At 55.8% G+C, this 22,672-nt stretch carries 18 protein-coding genes; 5 read left to right on the top strand and 13 right to left on the bottom strand.

The features are described from left to right. Positions 1-6: 6 nt before the first annotated feature. From HNQ92_RS01020 to lipB, 9 genes are all read right to left on the bottom strand, one after another. Positions 7-1,425 (bottom strand): DUF1800 domain-containing protein, encoded by a 1,419-nt coding sequence (locus tag HNQ92_RS01020; RefSeq protein WP_184169591.1) that lies wholly within the window; start codon positions 1,423-1,425, stop codon positions 7-9. A 220-nt stretch (positions 1,426-1,645) separates the two neighbouring features. Continuing rightward, positions 1,646-2,770 carry a DNA polymerase III subunit beta gene (dnaN, locus tag HNQ92_RS01015; RefSeq protein ID WP_184169589.1) on the bottom strand — a complete coding sequence of 375 codons (1,125 nt, stop codon included), beginning with the start codon at positions 2,768-2,770 and terminating at the stop codon, positions 1,646-1,648. Between the two features lie 167 nt (positions 2,771-2,937). Then, complete coding sequence (gene gldG / locus HNQ92_RS01010; protein WP_184169586.1) at positions 2,938-4,593, bottom strand: gliding motility-associated ABC transporter substrate-binding protein GldG; 1,656 nt, start codon at positions 4,591-4,593, stop codon at positions 2,938-2,940. A 106-nt stretch (positions 4,594-4,699) separates the two neighbouring features. Further along, entirely contained in the window at positions 4,700-4,912 is a 213-nt protein-coding gene (locus HNQ92_RS01005; protein ID WP_184169582.1) for a hypothetical protein, read from the bottom strand. 45 nt (positions 4,913-4,957) lie between these two features. Then, entirely contained in the window at positions 4,958-5,965 is a 1,008-nt protein-coding gene (locus HNQ92_RS01000) for a phytanoyl-CoA dioxygenase family protein (RefSeq protein WP_184169579.1), read from the bottom strand. Between the two features lie 102 nt (positions 5,966-6,067). Further along, positions 6,068-8,380, bottom strand: coding sequence for a ribonuclease R (rnr, locus tag HNQ92_RS00995; RefSeq protein ID WP_184169576.1), 2,313 nt, complete (start codon positions 8,378-8,380; stop codon positions 6,068-6,070). Beyond that, a complete protein-coding gene (locus HNQ92_RS00990) occupies positions 8,361-9,122 on the bottom strand; it encodes a 3'-5' exonuclease (protein ID WP_184169573.1) in 762 nt (253 codons plus the stop codon). Before HNQ92_RS00990 ends, rnr begins: the two co-directional genes overlap by 20 nt. A 74-nt stretch (positions 9,123-9,196) precedes the next feature. Continuing rightward, positions 9,197-9,610: a hypothetical protein gene (locus HNQ92_RS00985; protein WP_184169570.1), complete on the bottom strand. Its 414-nt coding sequence runs from the start codon at positions 9,608-9,610 to the stop codon at positions 9,197-9,199. Positions 9,611-9,729: 119 nt separating this feature from the next. Further along, entirely contained in the window at positions 9,730-10,476 is a 747-nt protein-coding gene (lipB, locus tag HNQ92_RS00980; protein ID WP_184169567.1) for a lipoyl(octanoyl) transferase LipB, read from the bottom strand. A 118-nt stretch (positions 10,477-10,594) separates the two neighbouring features. On the opposite strand from lipB, the gene HNQ92_RS00975 reads away from it, so the two are divergent. Together HNQ92_RS00975 and HNQ92_RS00970 are read left to right on the top strand one after the other, a co-directional pair. Then, positions 10,595-10,951 (top strand): YraN family protein, encoded by a 357-nt coding sequence (locus HNQ92_RS00975; RefSeq protein ID WP_184169565.1) that lies wholly within the window; start codon positions 10,595-10,597, stop codon positions 10,949-10,951. Positions 10,952-11,254: 303 nt separating this feature from the next. After that, complete coding sequence (locus tag HNQ92_RS00970) at positions 11,255-13,741, top strand: TonB-dependent receptor (RefSeq protein ID WP_184169563.1); 2,487 nt, start codon at positions 11,255-11,257, stop codon at positions 13,739-13,741. A 12-nt stretch (positions 13,742-13,753) separates the two neighbouring features. Here HNQ92_RS00970 and HNQ92_RS00965 read toward each other — a convergent pair whose 3' ends face one another. Further along, complete coding sequence (locus HNQ92_RS00965; protein WP_184169561.1) at positions 13,754-15,136, bottom strand: methyltransferase RsmF C-terminal domain-like protein; 1,383 nt, start codon at positions 15,134-15,136, stop codon at positions 13,754-13,756. Positions 15,137-15,180: 44 nt separating this feature from the next. Further along, complete coding sequence (locus HNQ92_RS00960) at positions 15,181-16,776, bottom strand: M28 family peptidase (protein ID WP_184169559.1); 1,596 nt, start codon at positions 16,774-16,776, stop codon at positions 15,181-15,183. 200 nt (positions 16,777-16,976) lie between these two features. On the opposite strand from HNQ92_RS00960, the gene HNQ92_RS00955 reads away from it, so the two are divergent. The 3 genes from HNQ92_RS00955 to HNQ92_RS00945 all read left to right on the top strand — a co-directional run bounded on the left by HNQ92_RS00955 (position 16,977) and on the right by HNQ92_RS00945 (position 18,548). Then, complete coding sequence (locus tag HNQ92_RS00955) at positions 16,977-17,168, top strand: hypothetical protein (RefSeq protein ID WP_184169557.1); 192 nt, start codon at positions 16,977-16,979, stop codon at positions 17,166-17,168. Positions 17,169-17,176: 8 nt separating this feature from the next. Beyond that, positions 17,177-17,569, top strand: coding sequence for a type II toxin-antitoxin system death-on-curing family toxin (locus tag HNQ92_RS00950; protein ID WP_184169555.1), 393 nt, complete (start codon positions 17,177-17,179; stop codon positions 17,567-17,569). Between the two features lie 73 nt (positions 17,570-17,642). Beyond that, positions 17,643-18,548, top strand: a complete 906-nt coding sequence (locus HNQ92_RS00945) for a methylated-DNA--[protein]-cysteine S-methyltransferase (protein WP_184169552.1) — start codon at positions 17,643-17,645, stop codon at positions 18,546-18,548. A 20-nt stretch (positions 18,549-18,568) separates the two neighbouring features. Here HNQ92_RS00945 and HNQ92_RS00940 read toward each other — a convergent pair whose 3' ends face one another. Next, positions 18,569-20,473: a DUF3857 domain-containing protein gene (locus HNQ92_RS00940; protein WP_184169549.1), complete on the bottom strand. Its 1,905-nt coding sequence runs from the start codon at positions 20,471-20,473 to the stop codon at positions 18,569-18,571. Positions 20,474-20,497: 24 nt separating this feature from the next. Next, a complete protein-coding gene (locus tag HNQ92_RS00935) occupies positions 20,498-22,465 on the bottom strand; it encodes a DUF3857 domain-containing protein (protein ID WP_184169546.1) in 1,968 nt (655 codons plus the stop codon). Between the last annotated feature and the right edge of the window lie 207 nt (positions 22,466-22,672).

Raw genomic sequence — 22,672 nt, 5'->3', positions numbered from 1 at the left:
AGTGAATTAGCCGACCTGGTACTCGGGCAGGCTCATAAAAGCCAGCGTCAGGTACCTGATCTGGGCCGTACGGTCGGTATAAGCGCCCGCTTTTTGGGTGATGTCCGTCAGCACGCCCGCCGCCGGAAGTACCGCCAGCAAGCGCGAGGCTACCACGGTGGGCAGCTCCTTCGGGGGTACTTTTTGGAAAGTCTGCGCCCAGCGGTCCCAGTCGATGGTAGCCTTGAGGCTACGGCCCCGGCGATTCAGGGCCTGGGTATTCACGTCGCCGTCGTTCTTGCTCTGTACTTTCGACTCCAAAGTACCCGCCAGCATAAAGGGAAGCTGCATCCGAAACAGCAAACTCGAGCTGTCGATCCAGTTGTAGCCACCGGGCCAGCCCGCCACGTTGGGCGGGTATAAAAGTACCTGCCCAAGTACCTTCTGCACGTAGAGCAGCGACTGCTTGTCGGTCACGGTGGTACTTAGCGTTCGTTGCATCCCCACTAAAAGCTCCACGGGCGACTTGATCAGGCTGGCCCGGTTGGATTCGTCATAAAACCAATCGGCTTCAAAAATAGTACGCATCAGCTTCCCGATGTCGTAGCCCGAGCGGTAGAAGCCCTCGGCCAGCGCGTCGATGCGCGCCGGGTGGGGTACTTCATTGACAAACGATCGGTAGAGTTTTTCGGTGAGGTAGCGGGCGGTTTGTTTTTCTTCCAGCAGGATTTGGATAATATCCTCGCCCCGGAAGGTACCCGTGCGGCCCAGGAAGGTCTTGGAGCCGGGGTCGTGCAGGCGTTCCTGAAACACAAAAGTACCCTCGGGGCTATACCGCCAGCCGGTAAAGGCGCGGGCGGCTTCCTGGATGTCTTTTTCGGTGTAGTGCCCACGGCCCAGCGTAAAGAGCTCCATCACCTCCCGGGCAAAGTTCTCATTGGGGCTATTCTTGCGGTTTTGCTGGTTGTTCAAAAATTGCAGCATGGCGGGCTCCTTAGACACCGCCATGAGCAGGTCGCCGAAGTGGCCCAGGGCGTGGCGACGAAGCGTATGGAGGTAGTTCTGTACCAGGTAGGGTTGCTGCTGGATGCGGCAGGCAAAGTGCCCGTGCCAAAACAGCGCCATGCGCTCCCTAAGGGCCTCCTGGCTCGTGGCCATCTGGTTGATCCAGGCTACGTTGAGGTCACGGGTGAGCTCCTGGTTTTCTTTGAGCCGGTCTTTGACGGTCGCTTTGGGGTCGGCTCCGGCCATCATGGTTTGCCGGGTCTCCTGCCGCTGCCGCGCTACTTCCGCCGCCGAGATCACTTCAATCGGCGTAAAGGATTCGCTAATTTGGAAGAGTGATGCTACGGCCTTTCGGAGGGGTACTTCCCGCGGCGGCAGTGAACCCAGGCCCGCTCGTCGGTAAAGGTGAAGTAGTTTGGAGTAATCCGCCGTCTCTTTCATACGTTCTGCCCATTTTACTCCCTTGGATACCGCTCGCCACCCGAAGTTTAATGGGTGGTTACAAGTACCTAACGTTTTTTAAGGTACTTCCTACGCCGCCCGCTCAAAAACTTCTTTCATAACCCATTACCGGGTACTTTATTCACAAAAAAAGGCGCTCGCCGTTTCCGGTGAGCGCCTTTTGTATCCATTCGGGAAGTACCTTGGGGTAGCTGCTGCCTTACGCGTAAGTATTCAGCATCACGGGCATCACCAGCATCAGAATGTCTTCGTTGTCTTCCTGCTCCACGGGGATAATGAGCCCGGCGCGGTTGGGGGCCGAGAGCTCAAAGGTGATGTTTTTGCAGGAAAGATTGCTCAAAATCTCAATCAGGAACTTGGCGTTGAAGCCAATCTCCATGTCGTCGCCGTTGTACTCACACATCAGCTTCTCGTTGGCTTCGTTGGAGTAGTCGAGGTCTTCCGCCGAAATCACCAGGTCGTTGAGCGTCATTTTCAGCCGTACCTGGTGGGTGGTGCGGTTGGAGTAGATCGAAATCCGCTTCAGAGAGTTGAGCATTTCAGCGCGGTTGATCGTAAGCGTGTTGGGGTTGTTGGTCGGGATGGCGTTTTCGTAGTCCGGAAAACGCTCGTCGATGAGCCGACAGATCATCCGAATATTCCCAAAGCTAAAAAAGGCGTTGGACGACGTAAACTCCGCTTTCACGGTCATGTCCTCCGAGGGAAGACAGGATTTAAGCAGGTTCAGGGCCTTGCGCTGAATGATCATGGACGTATCGGCGGTAGCCTTGATGTCGGTGCGGCGGTACCGGACCAGCCGGTGGCCGTCGGTAGCCACGAAAGTGGCGTTTTCGGCACCCATTTGGATAAAAACCCCCGTCATGGCCGGGCGCAGGTCGTCGGTACTGGTGGCAAAAAGGGTGTTGGCAATGGCCGATCCCAGCGCAGACGACGAAAACTCCACGGCTTGCCCGCGGTTTACGGAAGGGGTTTTGGGAAAATCAATGGGGTTTTCGCCCGATAGTTTGTAGCGGCCGTTGTCCGAGATGATCTCCGTGCCGAAGGTTTCTTCGTCCACATTGAGTGTGATGGGCTGCTCGGGAAGCCCCCGCAGCGTGTCCAGCAGCAGCTTGGCCGGTACGGCTATGGCTCCTTTATCGCCGGCTTCCACCTCGATCTCCGTGATCATCACGGTTTGCAGATCCGACGCCGTAACCGTCAGGATGTTGCCTTCGAGTTTGAATAAAAAATTCTCCAGTATGGGCACGATCGGATTCGTCGAAACGACACCATTGATGGCCGAAAGCTGTTTGAGTAGCACCGAGGAGGATACGACAAATTTCATAAGCAATAGCTGTAAAATATTATCAAGTGAATAGCCCTAGGTTTGAAAGCGCGCCACAGGCTGGGTTGAGAGCGGCTTAATCAAGCGAAGATACTTAGTTTTCGTGGGTAAAGCTTAGATTTTCTCTCTAAAAAACAAAAGTAGAAAAAATAACGCTTTCCCTACGCCTATGCGCTAAATTTTCGGCGCCGCCAGGCGTAGCGTAACCCACCAAAAATCGCCACCAGCCCCACCGGCAGCAGTAGGTTAAGGAGCTGCCAGCGGGTACGTTCCTGCTGCACCCGCACCTTGTCTAGCGGCCGCACCCGGATCTGCTTCGTCCGGGCCGTGATGAGGCCCTGGGCGTCGGTGAGGTAGTCCACGGCGTGCAGCACAAAATCCTTATTGCCAAAGATGTTCTGCGTCACGCGGTCGTAACCCAGCGGCAGGGGTGCGTTGCGTTTGTAGTCAAAATCGTTGATGATCACGTCGCCGTCCGAGCAGATAAGTACCTTCCCGCCCTGGCCCGTGGTACGCAAGGTAGCCGCCCGGGGGTCGCTGGGCAGGATGCGGTTTTGAAAAAGCGACGTAAAGGTACCTTCCACTAGCAGCGCCGCCAGCTTAACGCCGCCGCTGTACTCGGCGGGGTCGGGCTGCTGGCGGGCTTCGTTGTAGGCCACCAGTGCGGGCGTACTCAGCGACCGGGTGTAGGGGGAGGTCAGCAGCAGCGGCGTTTTGGTCAGCGCCGAAGTACCCCTGACGGTGTCAATGGAGCTCAGGAAGCGGGTATAGACAGCGTTGAGGTTACGGGTAATGGGGTGGCTACCGAAGTTGTTGAGCAGCGGAAAGAAGCGCCAGGGTACCGGCTCGATCTGCGGACTCTCGCCCATGGTACCCACGTTGAGCGGAATCAGGGCCGCGTTGAGGTCTTTCACCAGGTCGGCATTGACGCGCACGCCCCAGCCAAAAAACAGATCGCCCAGGTTGAGGTCGAGCGGCTGGGCGAAGGTACCTTCCATGCTGACGCTGTCTACGCGGGCACCGTCGACAAAAAACAGGGCGTTACCGCCGTTGACCACGTACTGGTCGAGCTTGTACTTTTCGTCGTCCGAGAAAGGGAGGTCCGGCTTAAGAACCAGCAGCGCGTCCAGCCCTTCGTACGAATTGGGATTATTAACATCCAGAAATACGTCGTACCGCTGCTGAAGGGTGGCGATCAGGTCCGACAGGCGGGCGGGAGGTACCTGCGTGTGGCTCACCAGCAAGCCTACTCGCTTGCGCTCGGGCTGCGTGAGCTCCCGAATGGCCGACGCCAGCTCGAACTCTACGCCCTCGTACGACTGGTTGAGCTGCTCTTCCGAGCTACTACTCCGGTTGCCTTTCAGGAGCTGCACGGGTACGCCCAGCGTATCGGATCGCACCAGGGCCGCGGGGAAAATAATTTTCTCGGTTCGTTTACCGTCCTCGTTGGCAAAAAGGTTGGTCGGCGTGAGCCCCATCGCTACCAGTTCGCCGTAGTTTTGCTGGCGCTGCTGCTCAGAGGTAGCCACCGAAGGGTCGACAAACTGGTACGTTAGCCGTCCGTTGGCGTAGGTGGTAAATTCTTCGAGGGTTTCGCGCGTGGCGTTTTCGAGCCTTTCGAAGCCCGGCGGGAAGTCGCCCGACAGGTACACCGTCACGTGCACGTCCTGGTCCAGGTTCTGTAACAAGCGTTTGGTCGCTTCCGATACGGTAAAGCGGCGGTCTTCGGTCAGGTCCAGCCGGACGTACACCAACGAAGCCAACCCGTTGAGGCCAACCAGCGCCACCAGCAATACTACCAAACGAAGGAATGTGTTTTTCATGGAGCAATAACGGCGAATGATTCGGCAAAAATATAAAGAGGGAGCGCGAATGCCCTCCCTCTTCTTCATTTATTCTTGGGAAAAGTACCTTAACATCGAGAGCACCCTAACGAACCGGCTTGCCAACCGAAATTTTTTCTGAAAAATGCCATACCCAAAAGGCTATAACACCTAAATAGGGAAGCAACCCCATGAGAATAACCCAGAATATCTTAACGGTAGTATCAATAGGTTTTTTAAGTAGAAAAATAACCGAAAATACAAATAGTGTAACAAGTCCAAACAAGAGAAACAGGAGAATGCTTTCTTCGAAGCCCATGGTATGTTTTACGTTTAAAGTAAAAAAGAAAAGAACCAAGTACCTCTAAGTCATCGTATCCTCCGACTGCGGCAGGGCGGGGTTGTTGTAAATGTACAGGCCGTTGTAGTCCTGTTTAATAGGTACTTCGGTGGGGCGGTTGCGGTGAAACGGCAGCGCTTCTTCGGTGGAGTAGTGGCACACGTACGATTTGCGCGTTTGCTCCGGGTTGGTGATGACCCCGCCGCCGTGCGCCAGCGCTGCGTGCCAGATCAGCACGTCACCCTTTTTGATAAGCAGCGTTTCTTTGGGTAGTTGCTGGGCCTGACAGGTTTTGTCGAGGTAGTCGGCAAATTCGAGGGGGCTGCGGGTGGAGTCGGGCCGCCAGAGAATGCCCGTGCCGAAGTTAAACTTGGGGATCTGGTGCGAGCCGCGGTAGTAGTACAGGGGTCCGGAGTCGATCTTGATATCTTCGAGCGCGATCCAGGCGGCGGCCAGGTGGCTGGGTACTTTGGCCGTAACCCAGGGAAAATCCTGGTGGGTAGGCTGCTGGCTCCCGTACATAAACACCAGGCTCTGCATCACGACCACCCGCTGGTTGAAAATGGCTTCCAGAAACGCCACAATGGCCGGGTGTGCCATCAGTTTTTTACCGGCCACGGAGGTATTATGAAAATCGTTGATTTTAACGTACTTTCCTTTGAGAGCCTCTTTCGGAAATTCCTTGATGTTGCGCTGCTGGTTGGGCTCAAACTCGGGCCGGTCGATCCGGACCGAGAGGTCGTGCTGCTCGGGATGTTCCAGAAGATCTTCGAAGTCCTGCCAGAAACGATCGATCATGTCGGGCGGAATCACCTGCTCCAGCACCGCGTAGCCATTCTGCTGCCAGTCGTGCAGTTTCTGGCTCATGTCGTAAGGTACCTGGTGGCGAGGCGGATGTTTTTGTAAAAACCCTTCGATGTCGGGATTAAGGCGGTCGATCCAGGGTAGCGTAGCGGAATCAAATTTAGTGAGCGGAAAGTATTGGTCTCTTAGTCCCTCTGCTTTCCGCTTTACGCGGTGTAGAATACTCATAGCTCAACTTATTTAGTGGAATAAGGGTTATAATCCACTAAAAATAAGTAATTAAACAGTAAAGTATTCAACCGTATACGTAGAAATTTAGCAAGCGGTAAATTACCGCTTGCTGGACCGTGAGGTGCGCCCTTTTTTGGCACCGCCACGGGGTACCACCGCCCGGCTCTTGGCCGACTTGCCCGCCTGCACCCGGCGCGTACGCTGGGTGGCGCTGGGATCTCCGGCCAAGTACAGATCCATGCTGCGGCGGGCCAGGTTGGTGTCCTTTACCCGTACTTGTACCTTATCGCCAAACGTGTATACCTTCTTGGTACGCTGGCCCAGGAGGCGGTAGTTTTCTTTGTCGAGCTCGTAGTAGTCGTCGCCGAGGTCATTCATGCGCACCAGGCCTTCGGAGGCTGTTTCGGTGATTTCCACGAACAGCCCAAAATCCGTCACGCCCGTAATGATGCCCTCAAATTCGCGGTCGGGCGGCATGGTACCCATGTACTCAATCTGCTTGTACTTGATGGAAGCACGCTCGGCCTCGGCGGCCAGGCGTTCCCGCTCCGACGAATGCTTGCTGGCGTCTTCGTAGGGCTCGGCTGGTACCGACTCGCCCCCGTCCAGGTAGTGCTGGAGCAGCCGGTGCGCCAGTACGTCGGGGTAGCGGCGGATGGGCGAGGTAAAGTGCGAGTACCGCCGGAAGGCCAGGCCAAAGTGCCCCAGATCCTCGACGCTGTAACGCGCCTTGGCCATAGTCCGTACCGCCAGTGACTCGATGAGGTTTTGCTCGGGCTTGCCTTCGACTTCGTCCAGCATGTGGTTCATCGTTTGGGCAATCTGCTTTTCGTCCTCTACCTCGATTTTATAGCCTAGCTTAGCCACAAAGCTGGCAAAGGTCTGGAGCCTTTCCAGGTCGGGCGACTCGTGCACCCGGTATACCATCGTGTTTTTGTTCTTACCCTTCGAAAGCGAATAGACGTACTCCGCCACGCGCTTGTTGGCCAGGAGCATAAATTCCTCGATGAGCTTGTGGGCGTCTTTGCGTTCCTTGGTATAAATACCTAGCGGCTTGCCGTTTTCATCCAGGCGGAAACGTACTTCGGTAGTTTCGAAATTGATGGCTCCGCGCTGGAAGCGCTCCGTACGGAGCGTTTTGGCGATCTGGTTCAGCAGCGTGAGCTCCTCCGGAAAATCGCCCGTGCCGGAGTCCAGTACTTCCTGCGCCTCTTCGTAGCTGAAGCGGCGGTCAGAGTGGATGATCGTACGGCCAAACCACTCATTCAGTATCTTGCCCTTGGGCGTCAGCTCAAAGACCGCCGAAAAAGCCAGCCGGTCCTCGTTGGGCCGCAACGAGCAGAGGTTGTTGGAAAGCTTCTCGGGCAGCATGGGTACGGTACGGTCGACGAGGTACACCGACGTAGCCCGGCGGTAGGCTTCTTTTTCCAGCTCGCTGCCGGGCTGCACGTAGTGGGCTACGTCCGCGATATGTACCCCTACCTCTACGTTTCCTTTTTCCAGAAAACGCACCGACAGCGCATCGTCAAAATCCTTGGCGTCGGCCGGGTCGATGGTGAAAGTCGTGATGGAGCGGAAATCGCGCCGTTTCTGCGCTTCTTTCTCCGGAATAGCATCCGCAATGTCCAGGGCTTCTTTTTCTACCTCGGGCGGGAAGTGGTACGGCAGGCCATACTCCGCCAGGATGGCGTGCATTTCGGCGTTGTTATCACCCGCCTGCCCAAGTACCTCCGTTACTTCGCCCTCGGCCTGGCGGGTTTTGGTGGGCCACTGTACGATCTTCACAATCACCTTATCGCGCTCCTGCGCCTTCCCGAGCTGGTCCAGGCGCACATGGATAGGCTCGTAAAGTTTGCGGTGGTCGGGCTGCACCAGCGCATACTTGGGCCAGATCTCCACGGTACCTACAACGTGCGTACGTCCCCGCTCAAGTACCTCCGTAACGCGGCCTTCGAGGCGTTGGCCGCGCGCGCGGCCGTCGCTGAATACCTGCACGCGCACGGTGTCGCTGTCCAGCGCTCCGCGCAGGTTATCACTTTCCACGTACACGTCGTCGTCCTGCCCTTCTACCGACACAAACGCGAAGTTCTTGTTGACGTGGTCCACGCGGCCGGTGAGGCCATCGGCCACCGCTTTGCCCGCGGCTAGCTTGAAAGTGCCGTCGGGCAGGCGCTCCAGGCGCTGGGCCTCGTGTAGTTCGTGGATGATTTCGTTGAACAGATGGCGGAGCTTTTTGTCTTCTACGCCAAAGTGGTCGTGTACATCCTGGGTACGAAACGAAAGTTCGTGATTGATCTCGAAGAAAGCCGCTACGTCCGCCTTCAGTTCTTCCACGTAGGTCAGGATATTGTGCGGCTTGCGGCCCTCGGATTTCTTTTCTTTATGTTCTCTTTTAGAGCGATTTTTTCTCATTCGATGTTTCTATTTTAAAAATATTGGCTTCCTCCACAAGGGGTATGTTGTGAAGTCGTAAATAAAGTTGGGCCAGTACGGCCACGTCTTCGCGGCAATACCGGCAAATCTTCTCCAGGTCGTTTTCTTCGTAGTACACGGGCGTCACCTGGCCGCCGTGCATCTCGTCCTTACTGCTCGGAATATCAAAGACGGCCGTCAGCAGATCCAGGGACGTGTAGCTCTTGTAATCGCCGTACTTCCACATCTCCATGGTATCCTGGTGCAGGATTTCCCAGGGCTTTTTACCGGAGAGTTGCAGCGCCCGCGGCAGCTCAATGCCGTGGATGAGCATCCGGCGACAAATAAAGGGGAAATCAAATTCCTTGCCGTTGTGGGCGCACAGGATCAGCTGGTCGGCGGGGTACTTTTCCACCAGCTTTTTGAAATCGCGCAGGAGGGTAGCTTCGTCGTCGTGGGCGTAGGTACGTACTTTGAAGGAAATCTCGTCGCGGTCGTTCCAGTAAAACCCCCCGAACCCAATGCACACGATCCGCCCGAACTCGGCGTAGATAGCGCCCCGGTCGTAGAACAGCTCGGCCGGGCTCATGGGGTCGTCGGGGCCCTGCCGCAGTTGCTTGGCTTTTTTGTCCCAGAGCTGCTGCATCCGCTCGCTCAGGTGGTCGTAGGAGGGCGCACAGGCCACGGTTTCGATGTCCAGGAGAAGTAAGTGGCGCGCCCGGCGGCGAAATTCGGCATTCATATCAGTAGGTACTTTACGCGGTTCTGACTGCTGGATGAGCCGCAGGCAGCGCAGGTACCTCAGGTACTTGCGGCCTATTCGTGAAGTACCCCTTCGAGCCCCAGCGGAATTATTTCCATGAGGTTGGCCTCCACAATGCTATCCGGCACGAAGATAAACTTTTTATCGTAGATCTGGCTTTCAATGAAGTAGCTGACCCAGTATTCGTTGTTGAGATGGAACAGCTCGGGCATGATGGGCTCCACCACCACGTGGCCGCCCGAAGGTACCTCCGCAAAGAAATGCCGCAGCGTGGAGGTCCGCTGCTCGGTGGGGGTACCTGACTCGCCGTTGGCGTAGCCTTTGGAGGTCACGAAGACGTTGGTGATAGGTACCTGGTTGCGGTTGAGGAGCACCACGTGCCACTCTGCCTGGTTTAGTTCGTTGGTCTTTTTTACAATCGCCACCTGAATGCCTTCGACGGGTAAAAAATCAATATCTTTCTTCATGTTTGTAGGCTACAATCGTTTTTATATTTCTTTCAGCAAATCCAAAAGTACCTTCGGTTCGCTTTTTCGGCTGGTCAAAAGTACCTCCCAGGTACCTATCATTTACTAAACTATCCTGACTAAGGTACCTCCGAAGGTACCTGCGCCGGGCTGGTCCACTCCATGCCAAACAGTGCCGCCAGATGATCTTTTAGGCGCGCCTTCACCGCCTGCATATCCACCGGCTGGCCCAGTTCCTGCTGCAGGGACGTAACGGCCTTGTCCTGAATGCCGCAGGGCACAATGTACCCAAAGTACGTCAGGTCGGGGTTGACGTTCAGGGCAAAGCCGTGCATCGTGACCCAGCGGCTGGCCTTCACGCCCATGGCGCAGATCTTGCGCGGGTTACGCTGCGCGTCGTAGTCGAGCCAGACGCCCGTCAGGCCTTCGATCCGGCCCGCGTCCAGGCCAAAATCCGCCAACGTCCGGATCACGGCCTCCTCCAGGGTACGCATGTAGCGGTGAATATCCGTAAAGAAATTGTCCAGGTCCAGGATGGGGTACCCCACCAGCTGGCCAGGACCGTGGTACGTAATGTCCCCGCCGCGGTTGATGCGGTAAAAAGTTGCTTGCTTTTCGGCCAGTACCTTTTCGTCCAGCAGCAGGTGGTCGGGCTTGCCGCTTTTGCCGAGGGTATACACGTGCGGATGCTCGCAGAAGATCAGGTGGTTGGGCGTGGGGAGCTGCGCTTCCGGGGGGAGGGTGCGGTTTTGGGTTTTGCGGGCAATGGTGGCCGCAAAAAGTTGCTCCTGAAAATCCCAGGCCTTCTGATAATCAAGCAGGTCTAAGGCATGGAAGGTAACGTGCTTATTCAAGCGAAGGTTCATATCAACAAAGGCGAAGCCGCCACGCGGGTACAATTCTATACATTTTCTAAAAGGGCAAAGTACCTTTCGGAAAAACGGGTACGAGGGAATAACGTTTTTTTTAGAAGAATTTGTTCGCATGGCTACACACAACGACACCGGCCAGTGGGGCGAGAACCGCGCCGCCGAGTACCTGAAAGAGAAAGGCTATGAGATTGTGGTGAAAAACTACCGCTTCCAGCACGCCGAGATCGACCTCATTGCGCAAAAAGGCAAGCTCATGCTTTTTGTAGAGGTAAAAACGCGCAGCGGCACGGGCTTCGGGATGCCGGAGGAATTTGTAAACTACACCAAATCCCGGCTCATCATGAAAGCCGCCGAGCGGTACATCTTCGATACCGACTGGCGCTTCGACGTCCGCTTCGATATTGTTTCGATTTTGATTTTGCCCAACGGCGGGGTCAATATCCGACACCTCGAAGACGCCTTCTATTAGCCCCCTTTCCGGGGCCTCATTCCGGGAAGCGTCCCTGATTTTCCCCAGGCGTACGGCTGGTATGGGGACCTTTCTTCACTGGGCTCCTGGCTGACTTTCCCGTACAAGGTACCTCTCCAAAGTACCCCTGTCGCCCGCTATGTATCCTTACTTGTACCTATCCTTTTTAATTCCCAGTGGGTACTTCCATGGCATGGTCTTTTTTACCTTACTCAATCCATTTATCTGATTTAAAATAACTTATCCTGCTTTTTCTCTTTTTGTAAGAAAAATAGAAAGTACCTACCTAGCCACCACAACTTCATGAAATTAGTATCCTTAACTACCCTTTTGTTCCTCCTTTTTTCCATCACCACCTGGGCGCAGGAGTCAGACCTCGACGATGAATCTGTGGTGTTCGATACGCCCGTCAACGGTAAAATCACGGGGCGCCTGGAGTACCGCCAGGATGGTGCCGCCACTCCCCTGCCTTTTGCGAGTGTTGCGCTATTCCAGAGCAGCGATTCGTCGGCGGTAGCGGGCGTAATCAGCGACGAAAAGGGGTACTTTGAACTCCTCAACCTACCCCTGGGGCACTACTACCTGCTGGTGCAGTCGCTGGGATTTGATACCTTTCAAAAAAGTGACATTTTTTTAACCGCCCAAAAGCCACAACTCTCGCTAGGTACCCTCACGCTGGAGGAGTCGGCTACGCAGCTGGAGGCCGTGAACGTGACGGGCCAGCGCGAGCTCATGGAATACGCCCTGGACCGGAAGATCGTCAACGTGGACAAACTACCTACCACGCTGGGTGGTACGGCCATCGACATCATGCAAAATGTACCCTCCGTCACCGTGGACGTAGACGGCAACCTCAGCCTTCGGGGCAGCGAGAACGTGATCATCCTGATCAACGGCAAGCCTTCGGGCCTGACGGGCCTGGACCGCCAGGCGGTGCTGGAGCAGATCCCGGCCAGTAACATCGAGCGCGTGGAGATTATTACCAACCCTTCGTCGCGCTTCGACGCCGACGGGGCCGCCGGTATTATCAACATTGTGCTCAAGCAGGAGCGCGCGGCGGGTTTCAACGGCAACGCGCAGTTTACGGCCGGTACGCGCGACAAGTACAATGCCTCCGTCAACCTCAACAACCGGTTTAAAAAACTCAACCTCTTTGCCAGCTACAACCTGCTGGAGCGGCGGCGGTGGCGCTACCGCGACAACACCCGCGACAACTTTCTGAACGACGAGCTGCGGTACCTGGAGCAGCGTACCGAGGGCGTGAGCCGCGACTTTAATAACAACGTCCGCGTGGGCTTCGACTGGGACGCGGCTAAGCTGTTTTCCGTAAGTGGCTCGGTACTGTACCGGCCCGAGTACGACCGCGACCGCGACCAGGGGCACTTTCAGTACTTCGACCGTACCCGCCAGCTTTCGCAGCGCATTGTCCGTACGACCGACGAGGAAGAACGCAGCTCGGGCTTCGACTACACGCTGAGCCTGCGCAAGCGCTTCGAAAAGCCGCAACGCGAACTTAGTTTTGATGGGACCCTGGCTACTTCGTCCGGCGAGCAGCTGTCGCTTTTTAGCCAAAGTACCTTCGGGGGAAATAACCTGCCCAGCGCGCCAGCACTGCTACAACGCAATACCCGCGCCAACAACAACCAGGTCATGGTCTTGCAGGCGGATTTTGTGGAACCTCTGAAAAACAAAGGGAAGCTAGAAGCCGGGCTCAAGTACACCAACCGCTACCTCGACGGCGATTTTGTGTTTGAAAACCGCGAAGGTGGCTCCGAAGTATGGCTCTTTGACCCGACGCTCTCCAACCGTTTCATCTACGACGAGCACACCAGTGCGGCTTACGCTAACTTTGGCACCGAGCACAAAAAATGGAGCTACCAGGCAGGGCTCCGCCTGGAGCACACCGACCTCCATACCGAGCAGCGCACCACCAACCAAACCGCCCGCCAAAGTTATACGTACCTGTTTCCGAGTGCTTTCTTGAACTACGACCTGAGCAAGGCCCAAAAGATGCAGGTCAACTACACGCGCCGGATCAACCGGCCGTGGGTGCGCGCACTGAATCCCTTCGTGGATATTTCGGACCCGCTAAATATTCGGTACGGAAACCCAAACCTACGGCCCGAGCTGATCAATTCCTTTGAGCTGAGCCATCTTTGGTACGGTAAAAGTACCTCCCTGACCACCACGGCCTTCTACCGCGCCAGCACCGACAACGTGACCCGCTACCGCCGCCTGCGCGACGACGGCGTCACGGAGCAGACCTTCCTGAATCTGGCGAGCTCTTATTCGTACGGTGTGGAGATGATCCTGAACCAGGACATTACCCCTTGGTGGAAGGCCAACGGAAATTTCTCGTACTTCATCGCGACCATCCAGGGGGCGGCCGACATCCCCGACGTACTGACCCAAACCAACCGCAGCTGGATCGCCCGCCTCAACAATAACTTTACCTTCAAAGGGCTGGACGGACAGCTGAGCGTCAACTACCGCTCGCCGTTCATTATCCCACAGGGTGAGATCCTGGGCTTTTTCAACGTAGACCTGGGCGTGAAGAAAGACGTACTGAAAGGGCGCGGGTCCGTCAACCTGCGGGTGAGCGATATTTTTGATACGCTGCGCTTTCGTATCCGTACTTTCGGTGAAGGCTTCAGCAGCTATACCGAAAGCAAGCGCGAAACCCGCGTGGCGTACCTGGGCTTCACGTACCGCTTTGGCCGGGTAGTCCAGCAGCAGAAAGAACGCCGGGAGCGCGACGGCGGTGGAGACACCGATGGCGATATGTACTAGGCTACCTTGGGGCTACACTTCCCGGATGTCCATCCGGATGCGCCAGTCTTTGGGCAGGTAGTTATTCACCCGGTTCCCCAGGTTTTTCATCCAGCCCAGGTTGAGGCCCCGGTGCCGCGCCAGCAGCCAGCCTTTGGGAGCCTCGGGCAGCACGATGTGCTCCTTTTTCAAGAAAAGCAAAGCGGTTTCCCGATCCAGCTCTGCGGCGGGAAGATCGGGAGCAATGGCCGTGCTCATGGCTAGATCCTGCGCCGGAATGAATTCTTTGCCTTTAAACAATCCCAACTCACGCAGCCACACACCCTGCGGCAGGGCGGCGTCCAGAAACAATAAATCTTCCTTCAGCGGCCGGGGTACGCCCAGCACGGTATCATCCGGTCGCTGGACAAAAAAGAAATCAGATTCGCCGGCGAGCCAATCCGCCAGCGCGGCTTCCTCGCGTTTGTGCAGCGATTTGGATTTTAGCTTATCCATATACCGGGCCGCTTTTCCCCGGAAAGGTACCCCCCTGGCCTGGCGGAAGGCGGCGAAATAGAAGCCCTCGCCCCGCAGCCGGTGGGGGTAGCACTGGTACCCGTAGTGGCGGGTACTTACGCCCAGGGTAGTCGGCAGGTTCACTTCCTGATGCGTCAGTTTCTGGGTTTCGGCCAGCCACTGGGCGTTCTGGTCGTTTTCAAGTTCATTGTAGGTGCAGGTACTGTACAGCAACAGGCCGCCCGGTGCTACCAGTTGCACCGCCGCCGACAGAATGCGGCGCTGCCGCGCTGCACAGAGCTGTACGTGCTCCTCCGACCACTCCTGAATCGCGTCGGGGTCTTTCCTGAAAAGCCCTTCGCCCGAGCAGGGGGCATCCACCAGCACCACGTCAAAAAAACCATTGAGGCCGGAAAAAGCTTCCGGGTCGTAGCTGCACGTAAAAGCGTCAGGACTACCCCAGCGGGCCAGGTTGTCTTTGAGTACATTTACGCGGCTACGAATCACTTCGTTGGCGAGTAACAAACTGCCCGGCGGCATCCACGAAGCCAGCAGGGTACTTTTGCCCCCCGGGGCGGCGCACAAATCCAGAATTCGGAGCGGGTACGGGGACGGCATGAGTTGAGTAAGTACCTCGTGCAAAATCATAGACGAGGCCTCCTGCACGTAGTAAGCCCCGGCATGAAAGGTAGGGTCGAGCGTGAAAACGGGCCGCTCGGGCAGGTAGTACCCCGCCGGATGCCAGGGTACCCGCTCCAGCGGCGCGGCCAGGTACCTGGCCGCGTCGACCTTGGCCGGATTGAGCCGAATGCTGACGGGCGGAGGCGTGCGCAGCGCCTCCTCAAAGGGCGTAAACTCGGTACCTAGCTGGGCCTTCAGACGGGCTTCAAAAGCCGCCGGAAGTGATACGGACTGCGGCAAGGGAAAATTCTTTTGAAATTGAAAAAAGTACTTCGGCGGGTAGCTTACGGCTTGTTGCTATCTACCTTGATGCGCGCGTCGCGGTTGGCCAGCTCCCAGGCGGTATAAAACACCAGCTTCACGATGGGTGCCTGCTTGTCGAACATGATCTTCTCCACTTCGTCGCCGGGGCGGTGGTAGTCTTCGTGAACGCCCGTAAAATAGAAAATCACCGGAACACCCTTCTTGGCAAAGTTGTAGTGGTCCGAGCGGTAGTAGAAGCGGTTGGGGTCCTTGGGATCGTTGAAGGTATAGTCCAGCTGGTAGTTGACGTATTTCTGGTTGGCGGCTTCACTGATGGCATGCAGCTCCGACGAAAGCTTATCGGAGCCGATCAGGTACACGTACTTGGGGTTGGTCTCGTGCTGCTTATCCACCCGCCCGATCATGTCAATGTTCAGGTTCGCTACGGTATTCTGGAGCGGCAGCAGCGGGTTTTCGGCGTAGTAGGCCGAGCCAAAGAGCCCTTTTTCTTCGCCCGTTACGTTCAGGAACAGGATACTCCGGCGCGGGCCGTACCCGGCGGCTTTGGCCTGGCTAAAGGCCTCGGCCAGCTCCAGCAGCGACACCGTACCCGAGCCGTCGTCGTCGGCCCCGTTGTTGATCTGCCCGTCGGGCGAAATCCCGATGTGGTCCAGGTGGGCCGAGATGACTATTACCTCGTCTTTTTTATCGGTACCTTCCAGGTACCCCGCCACGTTTTCGGTTTCTACGGTTTCGTTGAGGCGCTCGGCTTTCAGCGTCACCATGCCTACGGGCGTTTTGTCCGTGCCGGGCTTGCCGGTTTTTTCAATGTTCTTCCGCCACTTTTCCAGGTTCTTGGCCGAGGTCTTCAGCAGCTTCGCCGCCAGATCTGCGGATACCGTAAAGGCCGCCGTGCCGCTCAGGATTTCTTCAACGGGCTTCATGCTGAGGTAGTCGCGCCGCTGGGCCATTGCTGCCCGCCGCCGTACTTCCTGCTCAAACTCTTTCCCGGCTTTCTCCGACACCATAAAGACGTACTTGGCCCCCTTGCTGAGCGCCAGCGCTACTTTGGGCTGCCAGGAGTTGGGCCCGCTCCACTTAGATTTCTCCGCCGTACCACTCACCAGGTAGTTTTTACCCTCTTGCCGGGGCTCGCCTTCCAGAATGACGACGGCCTTGCCGGTTACGTCCAGGTTGGTGTAGTCGTTGTAGAGATCCGCCTCGATGCCGTAGCCCGCCCACACCACCGGCACGCGGTCTTCGGTAGGTACGTGCAGCAGGCCGCTGAGGTAAAAATCTTCGTTGAACTTGTAGGCCATGCCGTCTACTTTTACGTACACGTCGCCCCAGCTACGCTTGTAGAGGTTGTAGGGCTGGTAGTACGAAGTACCCCCTTCACGACCGGTGGCGATGGGCTTGAGGCCGTACTGCGCAAAGTGCTTCGACACGTAGTCGGCGGCTTTCTTTTGGCCCGGTGAGCCGGTGTCGCGGCCTTCGAGGCTGTCGGAGGCGATCACGAGCAAATGTTTCTTCAGATCCGCGGGCGTGATCGTCTCGGCGTAGGTTGTCGCTACGTCTTGTGCGTAGCCGGTGGTACTCAGGGCTATTCCCAGAATAGCGACCCATTTTTTATTCATGAGTGAGGTTATTTTTTATTTCTAATGATAGGAAACGAAAAAAGTATGTTCATTAGTTAGTTCAACAAAGAAAGTAAACCTTGAGGCCAATACAAAAAGTACGTCTTGGACATAGCCCAACCAACCTTTTGCTTTACCCCCAAGAAAATACGTATCTTTGAATTAACGGACTGATCGATAAACTATTTATAATAATAGATATGGCAACGATTTTGGATAAGGAAGTAGTAAAAGAAGCGCTAAAAGAATTATTGCGGGAGGAGCCAGCTACCTTCCGGGCTTTACTAAAAGAAGCGCTGGCGGAAGTCAAACATGCCGATGAGGAAGAATTCGAGCAGCTTTTAAAAAATAACTTTGACCGCTTTCAGGAAACCTTCAAGGCTTTGGCATGATTAGGTACTTGACCAAATCACAAGTCATCAGAATCAATAAAGCTACCATAGAAATACACGGGGGAAATTTTGTGCCGCCGCATAATTTTCTTCATGAAGAAAATCTAGACTACTTGCTTGAAGCGGTACAGGCAGAGCTTTTTGGAGAACCACTTTATCCTAGTATTGCGGATAAAGCGACTCTGTATTGCTATAATATCATTGGTAATCACATCTTTACTGATGGCAATAAACGCACGGGGTTAGGTGCTGCTTTGCAATTCCTTAACCTAAATAAATATGATCTTACCACAAACGTCACTAATGCATATTTAACTAATTTCATTCTACAAGTAGCCTCGGGGCAGTCGAGTTTGGAAGAATGTCGGGCATGGTTTGCACTCCATGTCGTTGAAAAGTAAATGGGAATATAAAATAGCAAAATCCGGATTGAAGGGCTCGTCCCTCAGAGGTACCTTTGGGTAAAAAAAGACGATGGAAGAAGCAATCAGCCAAACTACCCTGGACTACCAGCGGATCGAGCAAGCCATCCGGTACATCGAAGCCAACTACCGTCACCAGCCCAGCCTCCGCGACATCGCCGACCACGTGGCCCTCTCGGAATACCACTTCAGCCGGATGTTCAGCCGTTGGGCGGGTACTTCGCCGCAGCGCTTCATGAAGTACCTCACCAAGGAGTACGCCAAAGCGCAGCTGGCACAGACGGGTAGTTTGCTGGATGCCACCTACGCCACGGGGCTGTCGAGCCCCAGCCGCCTGCACGACCTCTTCGTGACCTACGAGGCCATGACGCCCGCCGAGTTTCGGGCGCAGGGGGCGGGGGTACCTATTCGCTACGGCCTGCACGCCACGCCTTTTGGGGAGTGCTTCATCGCCCTGAGCCCGCGGGGTATTACCGACATCCGCTTCCTGACCGGGCCCGAAACCGCCGAGGTATTTGTGGCGCAGCTACGGGCCGAATGGCCGCAGGCGGGTTACCTCCCCGATAGCGCGGCTACCCAGCCCTACGCCGAGCGGCTTTTTAATGCAGGTACCTCTGAGGCCAGCCAGCCGCTGCCCCTGCTGCTGCGAGGCACCAACTTCCAGATCAAAGTGTGGGAAGCGCTGCTGCGTATTCCGTTTGGGCGGCTGGTCAGCTACGACGACGTGGCGCGGTACATTGGGCAGCCCACGGCGTCGCGGGCGGTGGGGACGGCCATCGGGAGCAACCGCCTGGCTTACCTCATCCCTTGCCACCGGGTACTTCAGAAGGCGGGCGGCCTGGGCGGCTACCGCTGGGGCACCGCCCGCAAGCAGGCTTTGTTGGGCTGGGAGGCGGCCCAAAGCCAGCCGGAGGTACCTTGGGAAGGTACTTGGGCACAAACGCAAATTGAATTTTAGGCCAAAGTACCCCCCAGCGCCTACTTCTGCACCAGCACGATCTGGTTCTTATCGGCCCTAAGTACCTTTTTATTAAACTCCACCCAGGCGGGATACTCCGCAGCGGGGTAGCGGCCTTTATGCATCACCACCCGCCGCACGTAGGTGAGCGTAGTGCCCGTTACCTGCACGGACGCTTCGTAGCTTCCGTACCGGGAAAGTACCTTGGTGGCTTCGGGCAAGTGCTCGATGGCGTAGTTGGCGGGGATTTCAAAGGCAATGCTGTCCAGATCCGTGTAGTGCTGGGCCAGGACAAAATCATTTTTGCGCACCGAACCGGCCAAGGGTACTGAAGTGGCCTGGTTGAGCAGATTCGGATTAAGAAAAATACGGGTACCACTGCGGTTGCAGGCATTCCTGACGAACAAACTCAGGCTTTCTTCTACGGACGGAATCCGGTCCCGGTTTTCTTTGAGTACAAACTGCTGCACCTCCGCGCTCGGTAAGCTCAGCGATTTCTGAATCCATTTCTTTTGATCATCGGCTCCCAGATGGTGAAGTACCCCCGCCCGCTCATCCTGCTGCAGGCCCGTGTATTTGGTCTTCATCTGGATGGTTGCCTCGCCGTTTTCGGCCAGCTTTACCAGGGCCTGCCGGTGCTGTAGGTTATCCAGGGGCTGGTACTGGGGCGTTTTGACCAGGTACCCGCCGTCTTCGGTGATGAGTACCACGTGGCGGTCGGACGTGAAGCTGCCCAGGTACCCAAAGGCGTTGTTCTGGCTCGTGCATTCCAGCCAAAGGGTATCCTGCCCGGCGGGCAAACACAGGATGACGTGGTTGAACTGAAACGAGGGAAACTCCGTCCGGATGTCGTCTTCGTCTTCCCCGGCCCTTACCAGCGCCGGGTAGGATTTTACCCCCACTGCCTGCAGCATGGCTCCCATGTAGTTGGTCAGGGCTTTGCAGTCGCCGTAGCCTTTGACGGCTACCTCCTCCGCCCGCATGGACTGCCACCCGCCAATGCCCAGCTGTATACTTACGTAGCGCGTGTTGGCCTGCAGGTACTCGTAGAGCTTTTGGGCTTTTCCTACGGGGCTGTTCAGAGATCGCGTCTGTTCCTGCAGGGTACTTACCAAAGCGGGCGGGAGCGCCTGGCGGCCCTGGTTGAGCTCGCGGTAGAAGGTACCTACGTCTTTCCAGGTGGAGAGTTTTCCCTTGTATTTTTCCACCTCAAACTCCGCAGGCCCCGTAAGTACCCGCGGCAGCAGCAGGTCCAGGGCCGGGGCGTAGCTTTCGGTCTGGACGGGCCGCAGGTCTTTTACTTCCCAGGTGTAGGTAGAGCGCCCGCCCGCCTGGCCCTTCGCCACGGGCGAGGGCAGGTTTTGTTCGTGGTAGCGCAGCTCCAGGCCCGCCGGTACGGATACCCTAAACGTGTTTTTCTCCACGGCGGTACCGGCCGCGTTGTAGGGGTAGGCCTTCCAGTTGGGGTAAAACATCATGTTACGGGTGGTGTACTCGTAGGCATAAGCCACGGTGTAGGGGTAGTACTGGTGCTTAAGTACCGCCGCTTTTACGTAGCTATCGTCGATGACATTCGCCCCCGAGTTGGCGGTAAAACTCTCCATGTCGGAGCGCTTGATGCGCTTCACTCTGTCTCCTTTGCTGTCGTAAAGCTGCGCCTCGAAATCATTTATTTTGGTAAATTTATTGTACGGAATAACCAGCGTCGCGTACATTTCGCCTTTCTCGTCCAGGATCGTCACGGCTCCTTTGATCCGGGTCACGGCTTCTCCGGCGTCTTTTACGTAAAATTCCGTCTCCTGGTAGCGGATAACCGCGTGCGCGTTTTCCCGAAGCGCCAGGGGGATGGAAAACGAGGAATAGGACTGCGCAAAAGTGGTCAGACTCAGCGTCAGTAAGGTACCTAGTAGGCAGAAGCGCATCATGTAGTTTCGGATTAAAAGTAAGCGTCAGTTCCCCTTCTTCAGGACAATTTGTTCGTTGTGCTTCGCGATAATCTGGTCGTAAAACATCTTCAGGGCGCTGTACTCCTCGGCAAAATGGATGGTCTTTCGAATGACAACGCGGCTGGTTACGGTAACCTTGTTATCGGCCACATTGACGACGTACATAAAACGACCCGCGTTGTCGGGAAGCGTTACGACGGCCGTCTTGGGATGCTCCACCACGGCGTAGCCCGCCGGTACCTGGTACGTAGCCACAAACACCTCCTCGATGGGGTGGCCGTAGTCGACGGGGTAGGCCCGCGTATCGGCTTTGAGGGGATTTTGGGCGTACCCCTCTGAGAGCATAGGCCGCAGATAAAGCATATTTCCCGCCTGGGTTACGTAGTCCGTCATGCTGAGCTCGTAGGTAGCATCCATGCTTTGGTTGAGCTCATTGTAGTTTTTAAAGTCATGCTTGGTGATGCTCCACGAAGGATTTTCCTTTTGTATAGCTTCTAAAAACTTGTCTGGCCCCTCAGTTTTCAGCGTTTTTTTAGCGCTCCAGCCACTGTACCCTCCGTAGGATTTGGTAAAAGTACCCTTCAGCTCGCCGTCTTCCCCAATGATCAGCTCCGCTTTTTCAAATTCCCGGTCCGACTCGGTAGGTCGGATGGGCACAAAGCGAGCCTTGGTGCGGTGTACCAGCCAGCCAGCCTGGTTGAGGCAGTAGGTAGGTACCATCCCTAGCTTCAGAAACTCATCCGTAGCGTCCAGCAATACATCTTTTCTCTCCAGGTCCAGGTGCGCCACCACGTTATTAAACTGCTTCAGCATGGCGTAGGTCGTATCCAGGCGGCCGTTTTGGCGGGTACTTAGTACCAGGGGGTTGGCGTCGTAGCCCATTTCGCGCAGTAGGGCAATCAGCAGCAGGTTAATATCCCCCGAGTCCCCCTCTCGGGTTTCCAGGATCTTTTTGAGGTTTTTGGAATAAATACTCGTGTACCCGTTCCACTTCACCTGCTGTTGGATGTACTTCACGGCGGCTTCCAGCTGAGCGGTGGTATCGGCCGCCTGCGCCTGGATCTTTTTTGCAATGTCCTTCATAAAGCTCGTCCGGCTGATCTGCCCGCCAAGCAGTTCGCTACTCAGCAAGGTACTGTTCAGGTCGTTCCAGCTGATGGAGTAATTTTTAGTAACCGTACCCGGAATATTAATCCGGGCCAGCTCAAAGTCAACCTTCGACACGTAGTCTCCCGGAGTGGTGATGTACGGCTCGTTCTGGAAAGCCGGGGCGTCTTTGACCACAAACCGATAGGCCATACCCTGTGTTCCGAAATGGGCCAAATCTATGTTAATGGGCTTGTTTTCGCTGATGTGCAAAGGCAAGTACCCCGACATGATCATGCGGTAGTAGAGCGAGTTCGGGATCGTGATGCGGTACTCGCTCCAGGCCACCGGCATACTCCCCTGGAAAGTCCAGGTTTTGGGGTTGTGGTAGTACGAAAGCGGGGTCAATACCTGGTACGAGTACTCCACCACCGACCCTTCCTTGACGTTAGGCAGGGTGAAGCGCTGGGTACTGTGGGTATCTGAGGACCGCTCGTTAAAGATCATGTCCTTGTTCAGACTTTCCTTTTTTATTACGCCGTTTTCCAGGTTATAGGTAAATCCTTTTACGTTAGTCACCGACTCCGCGTAGCGGTGGCTACCCGTGTGGTACCTGATACTCACGGTGGCTTTTTCGTAGGCCGATTTTTTAAAAATCTTGATTCGTCCGTGGTACGTAAACCGGATGCAGATTTCGTTACTAACGATCACGAACTCGGTTTCGCCGTAGTCGTAAAGTAGCAAGGCCTCGGCGGAGGAGTCGGCCGGATAAGCCTTCATTTCAAGATCTGTGGAATTGATTACGCCAAACTTGACGGGCTTGTCCTGAGCACGGACCGCCAGCGAGAGCACACAAAGGCTCCAGCAGAGTAGCATTCTACGCATAGGTAGTGGATATTTATGAAATAGAGAGGATAGGTATATTTTTTTGTACCACAATATTATTACAAAGTACCCTGAATTACAGGCTTTGACGCGTAAAATATTTTTGGGAGGCACCTGCCCGCCGGCCGCAGGTACCTCCGCCCCCGGACCATCCCGCTTTGAACGTGGGGTCTACAAAGTACCTTAAAGTACCTGCTGAAGGTACCT

Origin of the sequence: Rhabdobacter roseus, from assembly GCF_014202275.1 — a bacterium.
Lineage (GTDB): Bacteria > Bacteroidota > Bacteroidia > Cytophagales > Spirosomataceae > Rhabdobacter > Rhabdobacter roseus.
Note: the sequence above shows the minus strand (reverse complement) of the source record. Positions and strands in the feature narration are given on the sequence as shown.